General features: G+C 70.4%; 19 protein-coding genes. 13 read left to right on the top strand and 6 right to left on the bottom strand.

Features of this window, described 5'->3' with window-relative positions; genetic code table 11:
- Positions 1-28 precede the first annotated feature (28 nt).
- The 6 genes from LNK82_RS17635 to LNK82_RS17610 all read left to right on the top strand — a co-directional run bounded on the left by LNK82_RS17635 (position 29) and on the right by LNK82_RS17610 (position 4244).
- Positions 29-376: a YbaB/EbfC family nucleoid-associated protein gene (locus LNK82_RS17635; protein WP_230568076.1), complete on the top strand. Its 348-nt coding sequence runs from the start codon at positions 29-31 to the stop codon at positions 374-376.
- Positions 373-696, top strand: a complete 324-nt coding sequence (locus LNK82_RS17630; protein WP_230568075.1) for a WXG100 family type VII secretion target — start codon at positions 373-375, stop codon at positions 694-696. The genes LNK82_RS17635 and LNK82_RS17630 overlap by 4 nt, the downstream gene beginning before the upstream one ends.
- A complete protein-coding gene (locus LNK82_RS17625) occupies positions 693-1565 on the top strand; it encodes a WXG100 family type VII secretion target (RefSeq protein ID WP_230568074.1) in 873 nt (290 codons plus the stop codon). The genes LNK82_RS17630 and LNK82_RS17625 overlap by 4 nt, the downstream gene beginning before the upstream one ends.
- Positions 1562-2683, top strand: a complete 1122-nt coding sequence (locus LNK82_RS17620) for a serine hydrolase domain-containing protein (protein WP_230568073.1) — start codon at positions 1562-1564, stop codon at positions 2681-2683. The genes LNK82_RS17625 and LNK82_RS17620 overlap by 4 nt, the downstream gene beginning before the upstream one ends.
- Positions 2680-3744, top strand: coding sequence for an alpha/beta hydrolase (locus LNK82_RS17615; RefSeq protein ID WP_230568072.1), 1065 nt, complete (start codon positions 2680-2682; stop codon positions 3742-3744). The genes LNK82_RS17620 and LNK82_RS17615 overlap by 4 nt, the downstream gene beginning before the upstream one ends.
- Positions 3745-4070: 326 nt before the next feature.
- Entirely contained in the window at positions 4071-4244 is a 174-nt protein-coding gene (locus LNK82_RS17610) for a CsbD family protein (protein ID WP_230568071.1), read from the top strand.
- A 97-nt stretch (positions 4245-4341) separates the two neighbouring features.
- Here the strand turns inward: LNK82_RS17610 and LNK82_RS17605 are convergent, their stop codons facing one another.
- From LNK82_RS17605 to LNK82_RS17595, 3 genes are all read right to left on the bottom strand, one after another.
- Positions 4342-5928 (bottom strand): cellulase family glycosylhydrolase, encoded by a 1587-nt coding sequence (locus LNK82_RS17605; RefSeq protein WP_230568070.1) that lies wholly within the window; start codon positions 5926-5928, stop codon positions 4342-4344.
- Positions 5929-6029: 101 nt separating this feature from the next.
- Entirely contained in the window at positions 6030-6647 is a 618-nt protein-coding gene (locus LNK82_RS17600) for an alpha-ketoglutarate-dependent dioxygenase AlkB (protein WP_230568069.1), read from the bottom strand.
- A 75-nt stretch (positions 6648-6722) separates the two neighbouring features.
- Positions 6723-6890, bottom strand: a complete 168-nt coding sequence (locus LNK82_RS17595; protein ID WP_230568068.1) for a hypothetical protein — start codon at positions 6888-6890, stop codon at positions 6723-6725.
- Between the two features lie 213 nt (positions 6891-7103).
- Here LNK82_RS17595 and icmF point away from each other — a divergent pair, with 213 nt between their 5' ends.
- The 3 genes from icmF to LNK82_RS17580 all read left to right on the top strand — a co-directional run bounded on the left by icmF (position 7104) and on the right by LNK82_RS17580 (position 11964).
- Entirely contained in the window at positions 7104-10343 is a 3240-nt protein-coding gene (gene icmF / locus LNK82_RS17590) for a fused isobutyryl-CoA mutase/GTPase IcmF (protein ID WP_230568067.1), read from the top strand.
- A gap of 176 nt (positions 10344-10519) precedes the next feature.
- A complete protein-coding gene (locus LNK82_RS17585; protein ID WP_230568066.1) occupies positions 10520-11026 on the top strand; it encodes a hypothetical protein in 507 nt (168 codons plus the stop codon).
- A 5-nt stretch (positions 11027-11031) separates the two neighbouring features.
- Positions 11032-11964: a hypothetical protein gene (locus tag LNK82_RS17580; RefSeq protein ID WP_230568065.1), complete on the top strand. Its 933-nt coding sequence runs from the start codon at positions 11032-11034 to the stop codon at positions 11962-11964.
- A 10-nt stretch (positions 11965-11974) separates the two neighbouring features.
- Here LNK82_RS17580 and LNK82_RS17575 read toward each other — a convergent pair whose 3' ends face one another.
- On the bottom strand, positions 11975-13009 hold the full coding sequence (locus tag LNK82_RS17575; protein ID WP_230568064.1) for a LacI family DNA-binding transcriptional regulator: 1035 nt from the start codon (positions 13007-13009) through the stop codon (positions 11975-11977).
- 272 nt (positions 13010-13281) lie between these two features.
- On the opposite strand from LNK82_RS17575, the gene LNK82_RS17570 reads away from it, so the two are divergent.
- From LNK82_RS17570 to LNK82_RS17560, 3 genes are read left to right on the top strand one after another with little or no spacing between them, the layout of a single operon-like run.
- Positions 13282-14520, top strand: coding sequence for an ABC transporter substrate-binding protein (locus LNK82_RS17570; RefSeq protein WP_230568063.1), 1239 nt, complete (start codon positions 13282-13284; stop codon positions 14518-14520).
- 7 nt (positions 14521-14527) lie between these two features.
- Positions 14528-15448: a carbohydrate ABC transporter permease gene (locus LNK82_RS17565; RefSeq protein ID WP_230568062.1), complete on the top strand. Its 921-nt coding sequence runs from the start codon at positions 14528-14530 to the stop codon at positions 15446-15448.
- Positions 15449-15458: 10 nt separating this feature from the next.
- On the top strand, positions 15459-16343 hold the full coding sequence (locus LNK82_RS17560; protein WP_230568061.1) for a carbohydrate ABC transporter permease: 885 nt from the start codon (positions 15459-15461) through the stop codon (positions 16341-16343).
- On the opposite strand, the gene LNK82_RS17555 is transcribed toward LNK82_RS17560, so the two are convergent.
- Positions 16333-17379: an RNA-guided endonuclease InsQ/TnpB family protein gene (locus LNK82_RS17555; RefSeq protein ID WP_230568060.1), complete on the bottom strand. Its 1047-nt coding sequence runs from the start codon at positions 17377-17379 to the stop codon at positions 16333-16335. The genes LNK82_RS17560 and LNK82_RS17555 overlap by 11 nt on opposite strands.
- A gap of 3 nt (positions 17380-17382) precedes the next feature.
- Positions 17383-17565 carry a helix-turn-helix domain-containing protein gene (locus LNK82_RS17550; protein ID WP_230568059.1) on the bottom strand — a complete coding sequence of 61 codons (183 nt, stop codon included), beginning with the start codon at positions 17563-17565 and terminating at the stop codon, positions 17383-17385.
- A gap of 31 nt (positions 17566-17596) precedes the next feature.
- On the opposite strand from LNK82_RS17550, the gene LNK82_RS17545 reads away from it, so the two are divergent.
- Entirely contained in the window at positions 17597-18970 is a 1374-nt protein-coding gene (locus LNK82_RS17545) for a GH1 family beta-glucosidase (protein WP_230568121.1), read from the top strand.
- Positions 18971-19071 lie beyond the last annotated feature (101 nt).

Below are 19071 nucleotides of genomic sequence, written 5' to 3'. Positions count from 1 at the left end.
ACACCAGTGGAGAGGGAAGGGGAGGACCATGGATCCAGCGCAGTGGCTGGCGGACTACCGGGAGCGCCTCGAACGCGCGGCGCACGGCGCCCGTGCGGCGAGTGCGAGCCTGCGCGAGGTGGGCGCGACCGCGACATCGCCGCGGGGCGAGGTCAGCGTGACCGTGAACGCCGGAGGGCTGCTCGACGACGTCACGCTGACGCCGGCGGCACGCAGGCTGGAGGCGGACGCCTTGTCCGTGCTCATCGTCGCCACCGCGCGCGAGGCGCAGCGGCTGGCCGGCGAGCGGATGGCGGAGGTGATGTCCGGCTACCTCGGCGAGGGCGAGGCGCTGGAGCGGATCACCGAGCACCTGCCCGCGGAGGTCGTGCGATGAGCCAGGGCGACTTCACGGTCGACCCCGAGCAGCTGCGCGCGCACGCGGGCAGGCTCGCGGGCTACGCCGACCGGCTCGCCGCGACGGGCACCCGGTTGCCCGACGCGCTGGGGGAGCAGTCGCTCGGCTCGTTCGCCGGGTTCCTCACCGCCGGGCTCGGCGGCGCGATGGCCACGACGCTGGACGCGTTCGGCCACGTCGCGTCCGCCGTGGACAAGGTCGGCGGCGGCCTGCGGCAGGTGGCCGAGGGGTACCAGCGCACCGACGACGACAGCTCCGCGGTGCTGACGGGCATCGAGACGGAGGTCGGCCGGTGGTGACGACACTGCCCCGCACCGGGACGCCGTCGTCCGACGCCGGCCGGATCGCCGCGCTGCTGGCCGAGCTGCGGTCCGTCAGCGCCGCCGTCGTCAGCCGGGAATGGGTGTCCGGCGGGCTGGCCGGCGACCCGGACGCGCCGATCGGCGCGATGACCTCGACCGAGCGGCCGCTGTCCGCCCTGGACAGCGCGGGCGTCGGGTTCCTCACCCCGCTGATCTCGTTCCTGGAGGAACCGCTCGACCAGCTGCGCGGCGACCCGGACTCCGTCTCCTCCCGCGCGGGAGAGTTCGACTCGGCCGGCCAGGACGCGACGTCCGTGGCCGAGGAGTACCGGTCGTCCGCCGCGCAGGAGACCAGTGAGTGGACCGGTCAGGCCGGGACGGACTACCTCACGGCGGGCACCGAGCTGGCCGACGGCATCCTCTCGATCGGGGAGACCGCGCTGACCTCGGGCAAGGCGCTGATCGAGGCCGGCGAGGTCGTGGCCAAGGTCGTCGCGGCCGTCACCCGGCTGATAACCGAGGCCATCGCCGAGATCACGCCGATCATCACCCAGGCGCTCGCCGCGGCGCCCGCCACGTTCGGGCAGAGCCTCGCCGTGGCGATCCCGCAGTGCGTGCAGATCGCCGTCGAGTACGGCGGGCGGATCGCGGGCAAGCTGGCCGAGCTGCTGACCAGCGGCGAGAACCTGATCAAGCTGGTCGAGGGCGCGCTCGGCGTGCTGAAGGTCGTGAAGGAGATCGTGTCGTCCATCGGCGAGCAGAGCCAGTCGGGTGCGCCCTCCGGCGACAAGCCGAGCGTTTCGGCCAAGACCGCAGTGTCCGAGGAACCCGCCCTCACGACGTCGGCCACGGAGGAGCTCGCATGACCGGCATGTCCCGTCGCCTCCTCACGGGTGTCGCCGGTGGTGTCGTCCTCGCCGTCACCGCCGCGGTCACCACGCCGGTGACCGCCGTCGCCGCGCCGGTCGACCACGCCGCGACCCAGGCCGTGCTCGACCGCTACCAGGCGCAGGCCGGGCCCGGCGCGGCCGTCGACGCCGGTGACGACGCGCAGGCGTGGACGCTGACCAGCGGCACGGCCGAGATCGGCCGGCACCGCCCCATCACGTCCACCGAGCACTTCCGGATCGGCAGCCAGACCAAGACGTTCACGGCGGCGGTGGTGCTCCAGCTCGTGGACGAGGGCCGCGTCGTGATGGACGCGCCGATCGGGCGCTACCTGCCCGGTGTGGTCACCGGGAACTACGACGGCGACGTCATCACGGTCCGCCGGCTCTTGCCGCACACCAGCGGCATGGTCCGGGACGTCCGTGACGCCGCCGCCAACCCGGACGGCAGCTACGCGCCGGCCGAACTGGTCCGGTCCGCGATGGACGAGCCGGCCCAGTTCGCGCCCGGCGCCGGCCTCGGGTACTCCAACGTCGGCTTCCTCGTGCTCGGCCTGCTGGTCGAACGGGTCACCGGCCGGTCGGTGCGCGACGCGATCACCGAACGGGTCATCACGCCGCTCGGGCTGACGAGCACATCGTTCCCGGCGCCGGGCACGCGGGCGCCGGCCGACCCGTACCTGCCCGGCTACGTCGGCGGCAGGGTCGGCCCGTTCTTCTTCCGGACCGAGGGCACCACGAACACCGAGCTGACGTTCTGGAGCACCGCCGGCGCGATGGCGTCCACGTTGGACGACATGGCCGAGTTCTACCGCGCGCTGCTCGACGGGGAGGTCGTCTCGGCGGCGGCGCTCGCCGAGATGCGCCGGACCGTCGCGCCGGACCACTCGTACGGGCTCGCGCTGTCCAGGGTGAACCTCTCGTGCGGCGGTGAGGCGTGGGGCCACAACGGCGCCCTCGGCAACGGCCACTACTCGATCACCCTGACCACCGACGACGGCCGGTTCGCGTCGCTGGTCACCAACGGGAACGTGGTCAGCTCCAGGCAGGTCTCGGTCGAGGTGCTGGACTCGGCGTTGTGCGAGGCGGCGGCGTGATCCGGCGACTGACCGCGCTGGCCGCGGCCGGTGTGCTCGGCCTGTCCGGCGCGAGTGCGACCGCGTCGGCGGCGGGTGGGCCGCCGCTGTTCACCGACGGGCACGGGCTGACCGTGGTGAGCCGGCCGGCCTGGGTGGACGGGAACGAGCGGACGTTCGTGTTCACCGTGCGCACCGCCCAGGTGCCGGCGTACTCGGTGATGGAGGGGCAGGTCTCCGGCGAGCACACGATCATGGTGACGCTGCCGGAGGGCTACGACCGAGTCGCCACCCGCTACCCCGTGCAGTACCACCTGCACGGCCACCCGGACCGCCCGAACACCGTCGTGAACCAGCGGATGTTCGAGGAGACCACGGTCGGCGTCCCGCTGATCACGGTGGCGCCCAACGGCTCCGGGCGGGGCTGGTACACGAACTGGCGGTACCCGCCGGCGGCGCTCGGCCCGCAGAACTGGGAGAACTTCCACCTGGACCAGGTGATCCCGTTCGTGGACGCGAACCTCCGCACCATCGCGCGGCGAGACGGGCGGGCCGTCTCCGGGCACTCGATGGGCGGGTTCGGCGCGTTCCACTACGCCGAGCACCGGCCGGACCTGTTCGCGTACGTCGGCAGCTTCTCCGGCGGTCTCGACCTGCTCAGCCAGGAGCAGCGGGCGGCGGTCATCGCGTCCACGCAACTGCCGGGCAGCGGCACACCGACCGTTCCGGTGGAGTCCGTCTTCGGTCCGCCGATCTGGCCGCTGGACGGCGGGTGGAACCGGGAGAGCCCCGCGCAGCACGTCGGTCCGCTGCGGGGCATGGGTGTCGCGATGTACACGGGGAACGGCGGGGACCTCACCGTGGACCCGCTGCAAGCCGTGGTCGAGAACCGGGCTTGGGCGACCAACATCGTTACGCGGGATCACCTGGTCGCGGCGGGCATCCCGCACACGTTCGTCGACTACGGCGACGGCAGCGGTTGGGCGGAGGGTTGCACGGGCAAGCACGCCCAGCCGTCGTGCCTGATCGCCGACATGGACCACTTCGTGGACCTGCTGATGGGCACGCTCACCCACCCGTAGCCGCACACCGCCTCGTCATCGGACCCACCCCCAGGGTCCGGTGACGACGCCGCACCGCTGACCGACTCTTCATCACGCCCTGACCAGCACCTTTGTCGATCACCAGCTCCACGATCGGGTGATCTTGCCGCAGGGGTTCAAAAAAGACGCCGTTATCATTGCCCTGAAACGTCGGTTGAAACAAAGAGGTCCGCGACCAACCACCCGCCTATCCCACCTACGGGCCGCGACCGGGACGACGCCGCACTGCCGTCGCCGTCGCGGCTGAGGCGAGGATCGCGATCGTGGGCCGGTTTCCGTGGCCTCCGAGGGGGTATCCAGGTGTCATGGGTATCGACGACAAGTTCGACGCCAAGGCCGACGAACTCAAGGGCAAGGCGAAGGAAGCGGCCGGTCGTGCGACCGACGATCCCGACCTCGAGGCCGAGGGCCGGGGTGAGCAGGTCAAGGGCAACCTCAAGCAGGCGGCCGAGAAGGTCAAGGACGCGTTCAAGGGCTGATTCGCATGCCGCGCGGCGGGTGACCGGGCAAAGTCCGGGCACCCGCCGCGTCGCGTTTCGCGGCGATCTCACGCGGTGCAGGCCGCGCGACCCGGCGTCACGCGGAGCAGGCAGCCCCGCCCAACGTGACGCCGCTCGGCGCACCCGCCGTGCCGTTCGCGGTGAACCCGAGCGACACCGAAGCGCCCGCGCCCAGCGAAGGCGCGTACGACGGCGCGGTCACGGTGACCGTCGTCCCGCTCTGGCTGAACGTCCCGTTCCACCCGCTGCCGATGGTCGCACCGGTCGGCAGCGTGAACACCACCTTCCACGGGTTGACCGCGCTCGTCGCGCTGTTCGTCACCGTCAACGAGCCCTGGAAGCCGCCCTGCCACGCGTTGTCCTGCCGCCACGCCGTCTTGCACGCCCCCGAGCCGTTGCCCCCGGACGTGGTCGTGGTCGTCGTAGTGGTCGTCGTGGTCCCACCCGTCGGCGGGATCAGGTACGGCTGCAGGATCGACTGCTTGGCCTGGTTCACCGTGGTCCAGTCGTCGCCCACGATCCCGCCCGTGTCACCCGAGTTCGGGTTCCACGACCAATACGTGAACGAGATGCCGTCGACACCCTTGCCGGTGTAGGCCATCAGGTTCTCCAGCCACACCTTGTCCTTCGGGTTGGCCAGCGTCGACCCGAACTCGCCCATCATCAACGGCGCGGTGTTGCTCTTGTGCAGGTAGCCCCAGTACTTGTCCCAGATGGCGGGCATGTTCGCCGGGAAGTCCGGCGCGGTGAACCACTTCTGCTCGAACACCGACGTCGCGTACTCGTGCGGCGAGTAGACCAGCCGGTTCGGCACGGTCAAGCGCACCGGGAACTCGCCGGCCTTGGACAGGTTGCCGCCCCACCAGCCGCAGTCCTCGTCGTTGGACGGGTCGTTGTCCCAGGTGTCGGACAGCCCGCCGCTCGGGCAGCTGACCCCCTCGACGAAGATCAGCCAGTTCGGCTGCACGGACAGGATCGCGTTGCCCGCCCGCTCGGCCGCCAGCCGCCAGTCGCGCTCCACCACGCCGCAGCCCCAGCACGCGCCGGTGGCGTTGGGGTTGGTCCCCTCGGCGTGCGGCTCGTTGTGCAGGTCGGCGCCGATCACCGTGGTGTTGCCCGCGTACCGCTGCGCGAGCATCTTCCAGTCGTTGATCCACGTGCTCTCGGGCACGGTCGCCGTGTACCAGAGCGCGGACTGCCCGGCGCTGGTCGGGCGGTGCCGGTCGAGGATGATGCGCATCCCCTTCTGGCCCGCGTACTCGATGACCTTGTCCAGGATCTGCAACGGCGACAGCCCGACCAGATCGGGGTTGGTGAAGTCGTTGACGCCCGACGCCGTCGCGCCCGGCTTGAGCGCGTCGTTCGAGAAGGGCACCCGCAGGGTGTTGTAGCCGAGCGAGGCCATCTGGTCGAGCTGCTGCTTCCACGTGCGGTTGGACCACAGCCCGTGGAAGGTCTTGTTGTCGGTCTCCATGCCGAACCAGTTGATGCCGGTCAGCCGGACCGTCGCGCCGGTGCTGTCCACGATCTTGTTGCCCGCGGTGTGCAGGTAACCACCGGCCGGGGCCGCCGTGACGTGTCCCGCCGTCGCCATCGCGACGACTCCGCTGACGGCTACCGCAGCCGCGAGCAGAGCGCCGAAGACGGATCTCCGTTGCCGCATACCGCTCTCCTTTGAGGATGTTCGCAACGCGTTCTGGGAGCGCTCCCAGGCGGAGGGTAGTGACGGCGGTCATGCTCCACAAGCAGCAGAATTCCAGGTCGTCAGCGCACGCCGCGGGGGCGGAACTGGATGCTGATGCGCGGTCCGACCGCTTTGCCCGCTTTCGGCACGGCGTGCTCCCACGTCCGCTGGCACGACCCGCCCATCACGATCAGGTCGCCGTGGCCGAGCGCGTACCGGACGGTCGCCCCGCCGCCGCGCGGGCGCAACGCCAACGCGCGCGGCGTCCCCACCGACACGATCGCCACCATCGTGTCCTCGGTGGAGCCTCGCCCGATCGTGTCACCGTGCCAGGCCACGGAATCGCGCCCGTCGCGGTAGTAGCACAGGCCCGCCGTGCGGAACGGCTCGCCGAGCTCCTCGGCGTACCAGGCGCTCAACCCGTCCCGCGCCGCGGTCAGCACGGGGTCGGGGAGCGGCGCGTCCTCGCCGTAGAAGCAGAGCAGGCGCGGAACGTCCACCACGCGCTCGTACATCTGCCTGCGCTCGGCCCGCCACGGCACCTCGGCGGCCAGGCGTCGGAACAGCGCGTCCGCGCCGGTCAGCCAGCCGGGGAGCACGTCGACCCAGGCACCGTCGCCCAGCTCGGTCCGCCGCACACCGGTCAGCGGGCGCAGCGCGGGCGCCTCGGCGCCGTCGTCGAACAGCGACACCTGCATGGGGTCAGCATAACCCGAGAGTCGAACACACGTTCGACCCCAATGGGCTCTATAGCTTCAGTGCTGACTAAAAGATCAGGCATCCGGCTCGGGCTTGCGGCGACGGCCACCCGTGCGGACCTGCTTCGACGGCTCGTCGGCCGACTCTGTGTGCGGTGTGCCCGCGGCGGCCGCGTCGGCGGTGCCCGGGTGGTCGGCGAGCAGGATGGCGGCCAGCTCGTCGTAGATAGGTGTGCTGCTCATGGAAGATCCTCTACCCCGTTTGGACGGAAGTTACACGCGTCTTCGGAGAGGGGTACGGCCAGGGTTGCGAAAACGATCGACGTCGGTCGGGTAAGCCCGATTTGTCCCTGTTCGCGACGCCTCGGGTGACCTGTCGCACAACACGCTAGTACTTCCGATAGACGGATGTCCTAGTAATCTGGACGCAGTTCCGCGCTGCCGAAGGAGCCAGTCGTGACCGCTGCCCCGCTGCACACCCCGCTGCACCCGGTCCGCTTCGTGACCGCGGCCAGCCTGTTCGACGGGCACGACGCCGCGATCAACATCATGCGGCGGATCCTGCAGTCCCAGGGTGCCGAGGTCGTCCACCTCGGCCACAACCGGTCGGTGCGCGAGGTCGTCGCCGCGGCCGTGCAGGAAGACGTGCAGGGCATCGCCATCAGCGCCTACCAGGGCGGGCACGTCGAGTACTTCAGCTACCTGGTCGAGCTGCTGGCCGAACGCGGCGCGGGGCACATCAAGGTCTTCGGCGGCGGTGGCGGCGTGATCGTGCCGGAGGAGATCGAGCTGCTGCACTCGCGTGGCGTGGCGCGGATCTTCTCACCGGCCGACGGCCAGGAGCTCGGCCTGGCCCGCATGATCAACACGATGGTGCGGGCGTGCGACGAGTCGTTGGCCGAGCGACCGCCGTCGTCGTGGGACGGGCTGTTCACCGGCGGCGAGGACGTGCTGGCCAGGGCGATCACGCTGATCGAGGCGGGCGTGCTGCCGGCGGAGGTGCACGACCGGATGGTCCACGTCGCCGGCGAGCGCTCGGTGCCGGTGCTGGGAATCACCGGAACGGGTGGTTCGGGCAAGTCGTCGCTGACCGACGAACTGGTGCGCCGGTTCCGGCTGGACCAGCAGGACAAGCTGCGGGTGGCGGTGCTGGCGGTGGACCCGACCCGGCGCAAGGGCGGCGGCGCGCTGCTCGGCGACCGGATCCGGATGAACTGCCTGGACGGCGACCGCGTCTTCTTCCGCTCGCTGGCGACCCGCCGGGCGGGCTCGGAGGTGCCGGACGGCCTGGGCGACGCGATCCTGGCGTGCAAGGCGGCCGGGTTCGACCTGGTCGTGGTGGAGACGCCGGGCATCGGCCAGGGCGATGCGGCGATCGTGCCCTTCGTCGACCTCTCGCTGTACGTGATGACGCCCGAGTTCGGCGCCGCGTCGCAGCTGGAGAAGATCGACATGCTGGACTTCGCGGACGCGGTCGCGATCAACAAGTTCGAGCGCCGCGGCGCGGAGGACGCGCGCCGTGACGTGGCCCGTCAGCTGGTGCGCAACCGGGAGGCGTTCGGTGCGTCGTGGGAGGACATGCCGGTCTTCGGCACGTCGGCGGCGACGTTCAACGACGACGGCGTGACGGCCCTCTACCAGCACCTGCGCGGCGAGTTGGCGCAACGCGGCCTGGACGTGGCCGAGGGCGCGCTGCCGGTGGTGACCGGGAAGGTGTCGACGTCGGCGGCGACCGTGGTGCCGCCCACGCGGGTGCGGTACCTGGCCGAGATCGCCGAGACGGTGCGCGGCTACCACCGCGCCACCGAGACGCACGTGGACGCGGTGCGGCGGGTCGCGCACCTGCGGGCGGCGCGCGAGGAGCTGGAGGGGGCCGGGCACGACACGGCGGCGATCACCTCGCTGCTGGAGTCCGCCCAGGAGCAGGTCGACTCGGTGTCCGCGGAGCTGCTGGCGTCGTGGCCCGAGGTGGTGGAGGCCTACAGCGGCGACGAGATGGTCGTGCGGGTGCGGGACAAGGAGATCCACACCAAGCTGACGCGGGAGACGTTGTCCGGCAACAAGGTGCGGCGGGTGTCATTGCCGCGCTACGAGGACGACGGCACGTTGCTGCGGTTCCTGCGCAAGGAGAACCTGCCCGGCCACTTCCCGTACACGGCGGGTGTGTTCCCGTTCAAGCGGGACGGTGAGGACCCGGCGCGGATGTTCGCGGGCGAGGGCGACGCGTTCCGCACGAACCGCCGGTTCAAGTACCTGTCGCAGGGTTCGGAGGCGACCCGGCTGTCGACCGCGTTCGACTCGGTGACGTTGTACGGCCGCGACCCCGACACCCCGCCGGACGTCTACGGCAAGGTCGGCACGTCCGGTGTGTCCATCGCGACGCTGGACGACATGAAGGCGCTCTACGACGGGTTCGACCTGACCTCGCCCACCACGTCGGTGTCGATGACGATCAACGGTCCGGCGCCGACGATCCTGGCGTTCTTCCTCAACACGGTGGTGGACCAGCAGGTCTCCGAGTTCCGCGCCGAGCACGGCCGCGAACCGTCCGAGGCCGAGGTCGACGAGCTGACGGCGTGGGCGCTGTCGACCGTGCGCGGCACCGTGCAGGCGGACATCCTCAAGGAGGACCAGGGGCAGAACACCTGCATCTTCTCCACCGAGTTCTCCCTGCGGATGATGGCCGACATCCAGGAGTGGTTCATCCGGCGGAAGGTGCGCAACTTCTACTCGGTGTCGATCTCGGGGTACCACATCGCCGAGGCCGGGGCGAACCCCATCAGCCAGCTGGCGTTCACGCTGGCCAACGGGTTCACCTACGTCGAGTCGTACCTGGCGCGCGGCATGGACGTCGACGACTTCGCGCCGAACCTGTCGTTCTTCTTCTCCAACGGCATGGACGCCGAGTACAGCGTGATCGGCCGGGTGGCGCGGCGGATCTGGGCGATCGCGATGCGCGAGCGGTACGGGGCGAACGAGCGGTCGCAGAAGTTCAAGTACCACGTGCAGACGTCCGGGCGGTCGTTGCACGCGCAGGAGATGGACTTCAACGACATCCGGACCACGTTGCAGGCGTTGTGCGCGCTGTACGACAACACGAACTCGTTGCACACCAACGCCTACGACGAGGCGGTCACCACGCCGACGGAGTCGTCGGTGCGCCGGGCGATGGCGATCCAGCTGATCATCAACAAGGAGTGGGGCCTGTCGGCGAACGAGAACCCGTTGCAGGGCTCGTTCGTGATCGAGGAGCTGACGGACCTGGTCGAGGAGGCGGTGCTGGCGGAGTTCGACCGGCTCTCCGAGCGCGGCGGCGTGCTGGGCGCGATGGAGACCGGCTACCAGCGGGGCCGGATCCAGGACGAGTCGATGCGGTACGAGCAGCGCAAGCACGACGGTTCGCTGCCGTTGATCGGGGTGAACACGTTCCTGCCCGCCGACGGGAAGCGGGAGAACGTGACCATCGAGCTGGCACGGGCCACGGCGGAGGAGAAGCGGTCGCAGGTCGAGCGGACGCGCGCGTTCGCCGCCGCGCACGCGGCCGAGGCGGAGCCCGCGCTGCGCCGGTTGAAGGAGGCCGCCGCGTCGGGCGAGAACGTGTTCGAGGTGCTGATGGACGCGGCCCGGGTGTGCACGCTCGGTCAGATCACCGAGGCGTTCTTCGAGGTGGGCGGCCAGTACCGGCGCAACGTCTGATCGGCGGCCCGATTGGTCCACCTGGTGTATCCAGGGACGCGCCCGGAACTCCTAGTGGGTGAAACCGCAGGGAGATGGTAGGGCGGTGATGACCGATGAGGTGGTCGACCGGAAGATCGTTCGCAGTGCTGGTCTGCGCGGTGGTCGTCGGGTGTTCCGACGTCCCGGGGAGGCCGGTGTCCTCGCAGCTCACCACGGTTCAGTCGACCGGCGCGGCGACACCGGGGGACACGGCGGCCGAATCCGAGGCGGAGGCCGCCGAAGCGACGGGATCCGAAGCGACGGAGTCCGGCGCGGCCGAACAGGGCACGCGGCGAACGTCCGCGGCACCGCCGGTCGAGCCGAAGCCCACCACGGCGGGGAAACCGGGGGTGCCCGGCAGCCCGATCCGCTACGACCCCAGCCGCCTGGCCCAGGGCCCGGAGGAGAAGAAGCGGACGATCGAGGATCAGCTGGAGGAGCAGTGCGGCCCGAGCCGGTGCCACATCAAGGTCGTCACGAAGCTGCGCGGTAGCACGGGCTGCATCTCGGAGATCGCGCCCAACCCCGTCGACCGGGGCGGCACCGTGACCATCTACCACGGTCCGCAGTGCCCTGGCGGAGGATCGTCGACCACGACGACCACGACGACGACAACGACCACGACCACAACGGTCACCAAGACCTCGGCCGGCGGCGGGTGAGTGTCGTGAGCACGCGCCGCGCCGTCACCGCTCCCGCGTCGGAGGTGGCGTCCGACCTGACCGATCCGCAGACGGGATCGTCGCGGGCGCTGCGGATCGTGGCGTCGGTGGTCGCCAACACCACCCTGCTCACGGCCCTGCTGTACTTCTTCGGCCTGGTGGCCACGCAGGTGTTCTTCGCCCACTTCCGGGTGCACTACACGCTGCTCGGCCAGACCTCGGACGAGATCCTGGCGCGGGGCGCGGACGGGTTGTTCATGCCGCTGGCGGGGATCGCGATCGCCGTCCTGTTCGTCACCTTCCTGGCCCGGTACCTGCGAACGCGGCTGTCCGCGCGGAGGTGGGCGGCGTTCCTGAGGGTCTGCGCGCCGGTCGCCGCCGTGCTCGGCGCCGCCCTGCTCGCGGTGACGGTGCCGATCACCGTCGACCCGGAGCCGTACCGCGGCTACCCCGGTCTGCCCGGGCTGGGTTTCGCGGCCGGCGTCGTGCTGCTGGCGTTCGCGTGGCGGCGGTGGAGCGTCACGGCGGGACGTGGCCGGCAGGGCGCGGGATTCGGCGTGGCGGAGTCGGTGGCCGCGTTCCTGCTGGTCAGCATCGGCCTGTTCTGGGCGGTCGGCGACTACTCGAGCGCGGTCGGGACGCGGCGCGGCGCGGAGACCGAGGCACGGGTGCCGGACATGCCCGCGCTGGTCGTCTACAGCGGGGAAAGCCTGAACCTGACCGGCGAGGGGGTGCGCCAGGTGACGTGCGCGCAGCCCGACGCGGCCCACAAGTACCGCTACGACGGGTTGAAGCTGCTGCTGCAGTCCGGGGGCCAGTACGTGTTCCTGCCCGCGACGTGGCGGACGTCGTCCGGCACCGCGTTCGTCGTGCCCCGCACGGACTCGCTGCGCCTGGAGTTCGGGCCACCGGGCAGCACGCCGCCGCCGACCTGCTGACCGGGGCGGCTCACCGGCTGGACGCGCGCACCACGAGCTTGGTCGGCAGGAACGCGGGCGCGGGCTTCTCGCCGCCGTGCACCATGGTCAGCACGGCCCGTGCCGCGGCCACCCCGATACCCGCCTTGTCCTGCGCCAACGTGGTCAACGGCGGGTCGACCAGGGCGGCCAGCTCGATGTCGTCGAACCCCACCACCGCCAGTTCGTCCGGCACCCGCAGCCCCGCGTGGCGCGCCGCCAGCAACGCGCCGACCGCCATCTCGTCGCTCGCGCAGAACACCGCCGTCGGCGGCTCGGGCAACGCGATCAGCGACCGCATCGCCGCCTGGCCGCTGGGCCGGTAGAAATCGCCCTCCACGACGTACTCCGGCGGCACCTCCAGCCCCTCGTCGGCCATCGCCGAGTGGAAGCCGGACAGCCGGTCCGCCGCCGGGCGGTTGGCCCGCGGCCCGGTGATCGTGGCGATCCGGCGGTGCCCCGCGTCGACCAGGTGCCGCACCGCCATCGCCGCGCCGCCGACGTTGTCCGACGTCACGTAGGTCGCCCGAGGTCCGTCGACCTCCACGTCCACCGCCACGCACGGCAGCCCGGACTGGGCGAACGCGGCGAAGGCCGAGGCGTCCGACCCGCTGTCGATGAGCACCAGCCCGCCGAGGTGGTGCCTCCGGGTCATGTTCACGTACGCCACCGGGTCGGCCAGCGACGCGCCGACCGCGCGCAGGGCCGCCGACCCGCTCGTGGCGAGCATCAGCAGGTGGTAGCCGTGGGCGCTCAGCGCGGACTTCAACCCGATCAGCAGCTCCTGGAGGTACGGGTGCCGCCAGCCGGGCCTGCGGTGGTCGGTGTCCCACACCAGGCCGATCAGCCCGGACCTCTTCGTGGCCAGCGCGCGGGCCGACTCGTTGGGCCGGTAGTCGAGTTCCCGGGCCACCCGCTCGACCACTTCGCGCTTTTCCTTGCTGACGGTCAGCGGCTGGTTGAAAACGCGCGAAACGGTCGCCACCGACACCCCGCACAGCTGGGCGATCTCACGGATCGTGGTCATCTGCCGCCCTTTCTTTGTAACCGGTTTCAGGCGCTCAGCCAGTGCGTCCTGACCAGGGTGGACACGGTATCACCTGCGGAAACGCCGAAGCTCGGAAACAGTCAGGTTATCGTTTCGTTACTTGACGGTGTCGCGCCTCGGGACTGTCATGTACACCACAGCGGCCGGGTGCGAACCCCGGTCGAATTCGCCGGAAACCCCCGGATCGACCCCACGCGGGTCCGGCGTGCCCGAAAACGGCCCGCACATTGATGGAGAAGGAGAGCCGCGTTATGAGACGAACTCCGACCCTGGTCGGCGCAGGCCTGCTGGCCGCCGCCCTGGTCGCCGCGGGCTGCGGCAGCGGCGCGAGCGACGGCAAGACCAGGATCACCATCGGGCTGTTCGGCAACTTCGGCTACCAGCAGCTCTTCGAGGAGTACGAGAAGGCGCACCCGGACGTCGACATCACCGACCGCACCGCCTCCTACTCCGACCACCACAAGAACCTCGCCGCCCACCTCGCCACGAACAACGGCGCGGCGGACGTCGAGGCCGTCGACGTCGGCTACATCAACCAGTTCAAGGCCAACCCCGGCCAGTTCGTCGAGCTGAAGTCCGACATCAAGGACCGCTGGCTGGACTGGAAGTGGGAGGGCTCGCTGTCCAAGGACGGCAAGCAGATCGGCTACGGCACCGACGTCGGCGGCCTGGCCATCTGCTACCGCCGCGACCTGTTCGAGGCCGCCGGCCTGCCGTCCGACCGCGACCAGGTCTCCGCGCTGTGGCCGACGTGGGAGCAGTTCATGGCCACCGGCAAGCAGTTCGCCGCCAAGGCCCCGGCCGGCGCGAAGTTCTTCGACGGCGGCCCCACCGTGCTCAACGCGATCGTCGGCCAGGCGCCGACCGGCTACTACGACAAGAACGACAAGATCGTCGTGGGTGAGAACGCCGACATCAAGAAGGGCTGGAACCTCGTCGCGCAGGGCGTCGCCGACGGCCTGTCCGCCGGGCTGCTGCACAGCACCCCGCAGTGGAACACCGGCTTCAAGCAGGGCCAGTTCGCCACCCTCGCCTGCCCGGCCTGGATGATGGCCAAGATCAAGGACCAGGCCCCGGAGACCGCGGGCAAGTGGGACCTCGCGGCTGTGCCCGGCGGCGGCGGCAACTGGGGCGGCTCGTACCTGACCGTGCCCAAGCAGGGCAAGAACGTCGACAAGGCCGTCGAGCTGGTCACCTGGCTCACCGCGCCCGAGCAGCAGGCCAAGGTCTTCGCCAGCGCGGGCCTGCTCCCGTCCGCGCCGAAGCTCTACAGCGAGCAGTCGGTGGCCCAGAAGACCGACCCGTTCTTCAACAACGCGCCGACCGGCAAGGTCTTCACCGACGCCGCCCGCGCGTTGAAGCCCCAGTACCAGGGCCCCAAGGCCGGCGACGTGCAGACCGAGATCGGCAACGCCATGCAGCGCGTCGAGCAGGGCAAGCAGAGCCCGGACGAGTCGTGGGACCAGTTCGTCGCCGACGTGACGAGGTAGCGGACTGATGAAGACGGACTGGCGCGAACGCCGCCACCGGTGGGACATCCGCTACGCGCCGTACGCCTACATCGCGCCGTACTTCCTGCTGTTCGCGGTGTTCGGCCTGTTCCCCCTGCTCTACACCGCCTGGGTGTCGATGCAGGACCGCAACCTGCTCGACGGCGACGCGGCCACGTTCGTCGGCGTGGACAACTACGTCAAGCTGCTCACCGCGGACCCGTACTTCTGGAACGCGATGGGCAACACGCTGAGCCTGTGGCTGCTCACCACCGTCCCGCAGATCCTGTTCGCGCTCGGCATCGCGCAGCTGCTCAACCGGCGGCTGCGCGGCCGGACGTTCTTCCGGATGGGCGTGCTGCTGCCGAACATCACCTCGGTGGCGGCGGTGACGATCATCTTCGCGCAGCTCTTCGGCCGTGACTTCGGTCTGATCAACTGGGTGCTGGAGCTGTTCGACGCGGGCCGGATCGACTGGCAGGCCGGCACCGGCAGCTCCCACACCGCCATCGCGGCGATGGTGGTGTGGCGCTGGACCGGCTACCACGCGCTGATCTTCCTGGCCTCCATGCAGGCCATCCCGACCAGCGTGTACGAGGCGGCCCGGCTGGACGGCGCGACCGGGTGGCAGCAGTTCTGGCGCATCACCGTGCCCATGCTGCGGCCGCAGATCATCTTCTCCACCGTGATCGCCACCGCGGGCAACATGCGGCTGCTGGCCGAGCCGCTGCTGTTCAACCCGGGCGCCGCCGCCGCGACCGGCGGCTCGGACCGGCAGTTCCAGACCGCCGCGCTCTACCTCTACGAGCAGGGCTTCGCGAAGTTCGACTTCGGCTACGCGTCGGCCATCGCCTGGCTGCTGCTCATCGCGACGGTCCTCATCACCGGGTTGAGCTACCTGGCCGCGCGCCGCATCCGGACGGACTGAGAGGACACCAATGACCACCGTGCTCGAACCGCTGGCGCCCGGCGCGCCGCCGCCCGCGCCGTCCCGGCGACGCCGGTCGTTGCGGATGCCCGGACCGTGGACCTACGCGGCGCTGATCGCGGTGCTCGCCGGGTCGGCGTTCCCCGTGTACTGGTCGCTCGTGGTGTCCTCGCAGACGTCGGACAAGGTGAGCAGCGTGCCGCCCGTGCTCGTGCCGGGCGGCCACCTGTTCGCCAACATCTCGCGGGTGTTCGACCAGTCGGACTTCGCGCTGGCGATGATGAACTCGCTGATCGTGTCGGGGACCATCACCGTGTCGGTGGTGTTCTTCTCCACGCTGGCGGGCTTCGCCTTCGCCAAGCTGAAGTTCCGCGGCCGGTCGGCGCTCATGCTGCTCGTGGTCGCCACCCAGGCCGTGCCCACCGAGCTCGGCGTCATCCCGCTCTACATGATGATGAGCGACTTCGGCTGGGCCGGCGAGATCCACGCGGTCATCGTGCCCGGCCTGGTCACGGCGTTCGGAGTGTTCTTCATGCGCCAGTACTTCGAACGCGCCGTGCCCGACGAGCTGCTGGAGGCGGGCCGCATGGACGGGTGCAGCTCGCTGCGCCTGTACTGGAACGTGGTCCTGCCCGCCGCCCGCCCGGCCGCCGCCGTCCTCGGCCTGTTCACGTTCATGCAGGCGTGGAACGACTTCTTCTGGCCGCTGGTCGTCCTGACACCGGAGAACCCGACCGTGCAGACCGCGTTGAACACCCTGGCCAGCGGGTACACCACCGACTACACCCTCGTGCTCACCGCGGCGACCATCGGCACCGTGCCGGTGCTCGCGGTGTTCCTCCTGTTCGGCCGGCAGATCGTCGGCGGGATCATGCAGGGGGCGCTTAAAGGCTGATCTCTCCTTGAGAGCTCCTTGCTCGACGTCCACCCCGGCCCGGAGGCGGGGATCCCACCAGGCTCGCGCCCGGCACTTCCTGTTTCTTCCGCCCACGAGGGGAGGGTTGCGTCAGATGCCTCGCCGACTGACGTCGGGTCGGTCTCACTCCGACTCCGCAGGCTGTGACCGCCCGCCCGGCGGCCAGGATGTTCGTCGCGGCGTCGATGTCGGGATCGTGTGTGGTGCCGCATCCGGGACACGTCCAGTCGCGGACGTCCACCGACATCCGGTCGAGCAGGTGCCCGCACGCCGAGCACGTCTTCGTGCTCGGGTACCAGCGGTCGACCAGGACGAGCTCACGTCCGTACCACCGGGATCTGCACTCGAGCATCGACCGCAGTCGAGCCCAGGACGCGTCGCCGATGGCGCGTGTCGGAAATCGGTTCTTCATCATGCCCCGCACGTCGAGGTCCTCGATCACGACCATTTGGTTCTCACGGACGAGTCGAGTGGACAGCTTGTGCAGGAAGTCCCGGCGTCGGTCGGCTATTCTGGCGTGGACGTGCGCGACCCTCAGCCTGGCCTTGGCATGATTGTCGGATCCTTTCTGCTTGCGGGCCAGCGCCTTCTGCGCGCGGGCAAGCCGGCCGTGATCACGTTTCCCGTGTCGGCGGTTGGCAATCTTCTCCCCCGACGACAGGGTGATCAGCGCGGTCGGTCCGGCGTCCACACCGACCTCGGTCGTGGTCGTGGGCAGGTGCTCGACCATGGTCTCGACCAGGATCGACACGTGCCACCGGCCCGCGGTGTCCCGCGACACGGTGACGGTGGACGGTTCGGCGTTCTCCGGCAGGTGACGAGACCAGCGGATGGCCAGTGGTTCGGCCATCTTCGTGCGGGTGAGCCGGCCGTCATGCCAACGGAAAGCCGAGCGCGTGTACTCGGCCGACGCCTGATGGTGCTTGCGGGACTTGAACTTCGGGTACCGCGTGCGCTTCGCCCAGAACGACGTGAATGCGCTTCGCAGGTGGCGCAGGCACTGCTGGAGCGGCACGGGCTACGCGGAGGTCTCCCCGTAGCTCACCCGCCGCTGTTGCTCGTACCAGCCGACGGTCCCAGCTTCCAGCGCCTCGTTGTGCACGAGTCGGACGCAGCCGAACGTGCGCAGGAGCTCTTGCTCCTGCGACTCACTCGGGTAGAAGCGGTACTTGAACGCCCGCTTCACCGAAGTCTTCCCCACCGTCAACACATCACAGCGCGCCTAGGAGTTTCTGTTGACCGACTTCCCTCAAAGATTCCGCTGGGGCGTCGCCACTTCGGCCTACCAGATCGAAGGCGCCGTCGACGCCGACGGGAGAGGACCGTCGATCTGGGACGCGTTCGGCGCGGTGCCGGGCGCGGTCGCCGGTGGTGACACCGGGGCGGTCGCCTGCGACCACTACCACCGGATGCCCGAGGACCTGGCGCTGCTCGGCGAGCTCGGCGTGGACGCGTACCGGTTCTCGGTGTCGTGGCCCCGGATCCTGCCGACCGGCGCCGGCGCGGTCGAGCAGCGCGGCCTGGACTTCTACCGCCGGTTGGTCGACGGGCTGCTGGAGCGGGGCATCGAGCCGTTCCTCACCCTGTACCACTGGGACCTGCCGCAGGCGTTGGAGGAACTGGGCGGCTGGCGGTCGCGCGACACCGCGGAGCGGTTCGCCGAGTACGCGGTGATCGTGCACGACGCCCTCGGTGACCGGGTGTCGAAGTGGACGACGTTCAACGAGCCGTACGTGTCCTCGATCGTCGGCTACGGCGAAGGCAGGCACGCGCCCGGCGCGCGGGAGGGCCACGGCTCCCTCGCCGCCGCGCACCACCTGATGGTGGCGCACGGGCTCGCGGTGCGGGCCATGCGCGGCACGCCGGGCCACGAGTTCGGCATCGTGCTGAACCAGTCGCCGTCGACCCCGGTCACCTCGTCGGAGGCGGACGTCGCCGCGGCGCGCAGGCACGACCTGCTGCTGCGCCGCCAGTTCACCGAACCGCTGTTCGCGGGCCGCTACCCGGACGACTACGAGGAGACGTTCGCGGGCGTCACCGACCTGTCGTTCCGCCGGGACGGAGACCTGGAGCTGATCTCCACGCCGCTGGACTACGTGGGCATCAACTACTACTACCGGCAGCACGTGGCCGACGCGCCGCACCGCGACCCGGACCCGGCCACCCGCACGTCGATCGACGTCGGCATCGACACCACCCGGCTGCCGGACGTCCCCCGCACCGCGATGAACTGGCCGGTCGAGCCCGAGGGGCTGACCCAGACCCTGGTCGGGCTGACGGAGCGCTACCCCGACCTGCCACCGGTCTACGTCACCGAGAACGGGTGCGTGTACCCGGACCACCCCGGCTTCGTCGACCAGGAGCGCATCGAGTACCTGCGCACCCACCTCGCGGCGGCCAACGACGCGATCGCCGCCGGTGTCGACCTGCGCGGGTACTTCGTCTGGTCGTTCCTGGACAACTTCGAGTGGGCGCACGGCTACAAGCACCGGTTCGGCCTCGTGCACGTCGACTACGAGACGTTGGTCCGCACGCCGCGGGCGAGCTTCCACTGGTACCGCGACCTGGTCGCCGAGCAGCGGGCCAGGACGGCCGCGGCGGGGTGACCCACGTGGCCGCCGTCGCGCGGAGGCGCGTCCGCGCGACGGCGGCCGACACCCCGAACGCCGACCCGGCCGCCCGGCCAGGCCACGGGGTCGGGGGGGCC

It is taken from the genome of Saccharothrix luteola (assembly GCF_020859565.1).
Taxonomy (GTDB): domain Bacteria; phylum Actinomycetota; class Actinomycetes; order Mycobacteriales; family Pseudonocardiaceae; genus Actinosynnema; species Actinosynnema luteola.
Note: the sequence above shows the minus strand (reverse complement) of the source record. Positions and strands in the feature narration are given on the sequence as shown.

Coding starts and splice junctions, on each gene's coding strand:
- LNK82_RS17635 (WP_230568076.1), top strand. CDS start 29: ATGGATCCAGCGCAGTGGCTGGCGGACTACCGGGAGCGCCTCGAACGC.
- LNK82_RS17630 (WP_230568075.1), top strand. CDS start 373: ATGAGCCAGGGCGACTTCACGGTCGACCCCGAGCAGCTGCGCGCGCAC.
- LNK82_RS17620 (WP_230568073.1), top strand. CDS start 1,562: ATGACCGGCATGTCCCGTCGCCTCCTCACGGGTGTCGCCGGTGGTGTC.
- LNK82_RS17610 (WP_230568071.1), top strand. CDS start 4,071: ATGGGTATCGACGACAAGTTCGACGCCAAGGCCGACGAACTCAAGGGC.
- LNK82_RS17605 (WP_230568070.1), bottom strand. CDS start 5,928: ATGCGGCAACGGAGATCCGTCTTCGGCGCTCTGCTCGCGGCTGCGGTA.
- LNK82_RS17600 (WP_230568069.1), bottom strand. CDS start 6,647: ATGCAGGTGTCGCTGTTCGACGACGGCGCCGAGGCGCCCGCGCTGCGC.
- LNK82_RS17595 (WP_230568068.1), bottom strand. CDS start 6,890: ATGAGCAGCACACCTATCTACGACGAGCTGGCCGCCATCCTGCTCGCC.
- LNK82_RS17575 (WP_230568064.1), bottom strand. CDS start 13,009: ATGACCACGATCCGTGAGATCGCCCAGCTGTGCGGGGTGTCGGTGGCG.
- LNK82_RS17570 (WP_230568063.1), top strand. CDS start 13,282: ATGAGACGAACTCCGACCCTGGTCGGCGCAGGCCTGCTGGCCGCCGCC.
- LNK82_RS17565 (WP_230568062.1), top strand. CDS start 14,528: ATGAAGACGGACTGGCGCGAACGCCGCCACCGGTGGGACATCCGCTAC.
- LNK82_RS17560 (WP_230568061.1), top strand. CDS start 15,459: ATGACCACCGTGCTCGAACCGCTGGCGCCCGGCGCGCCGCCGCCCGCG.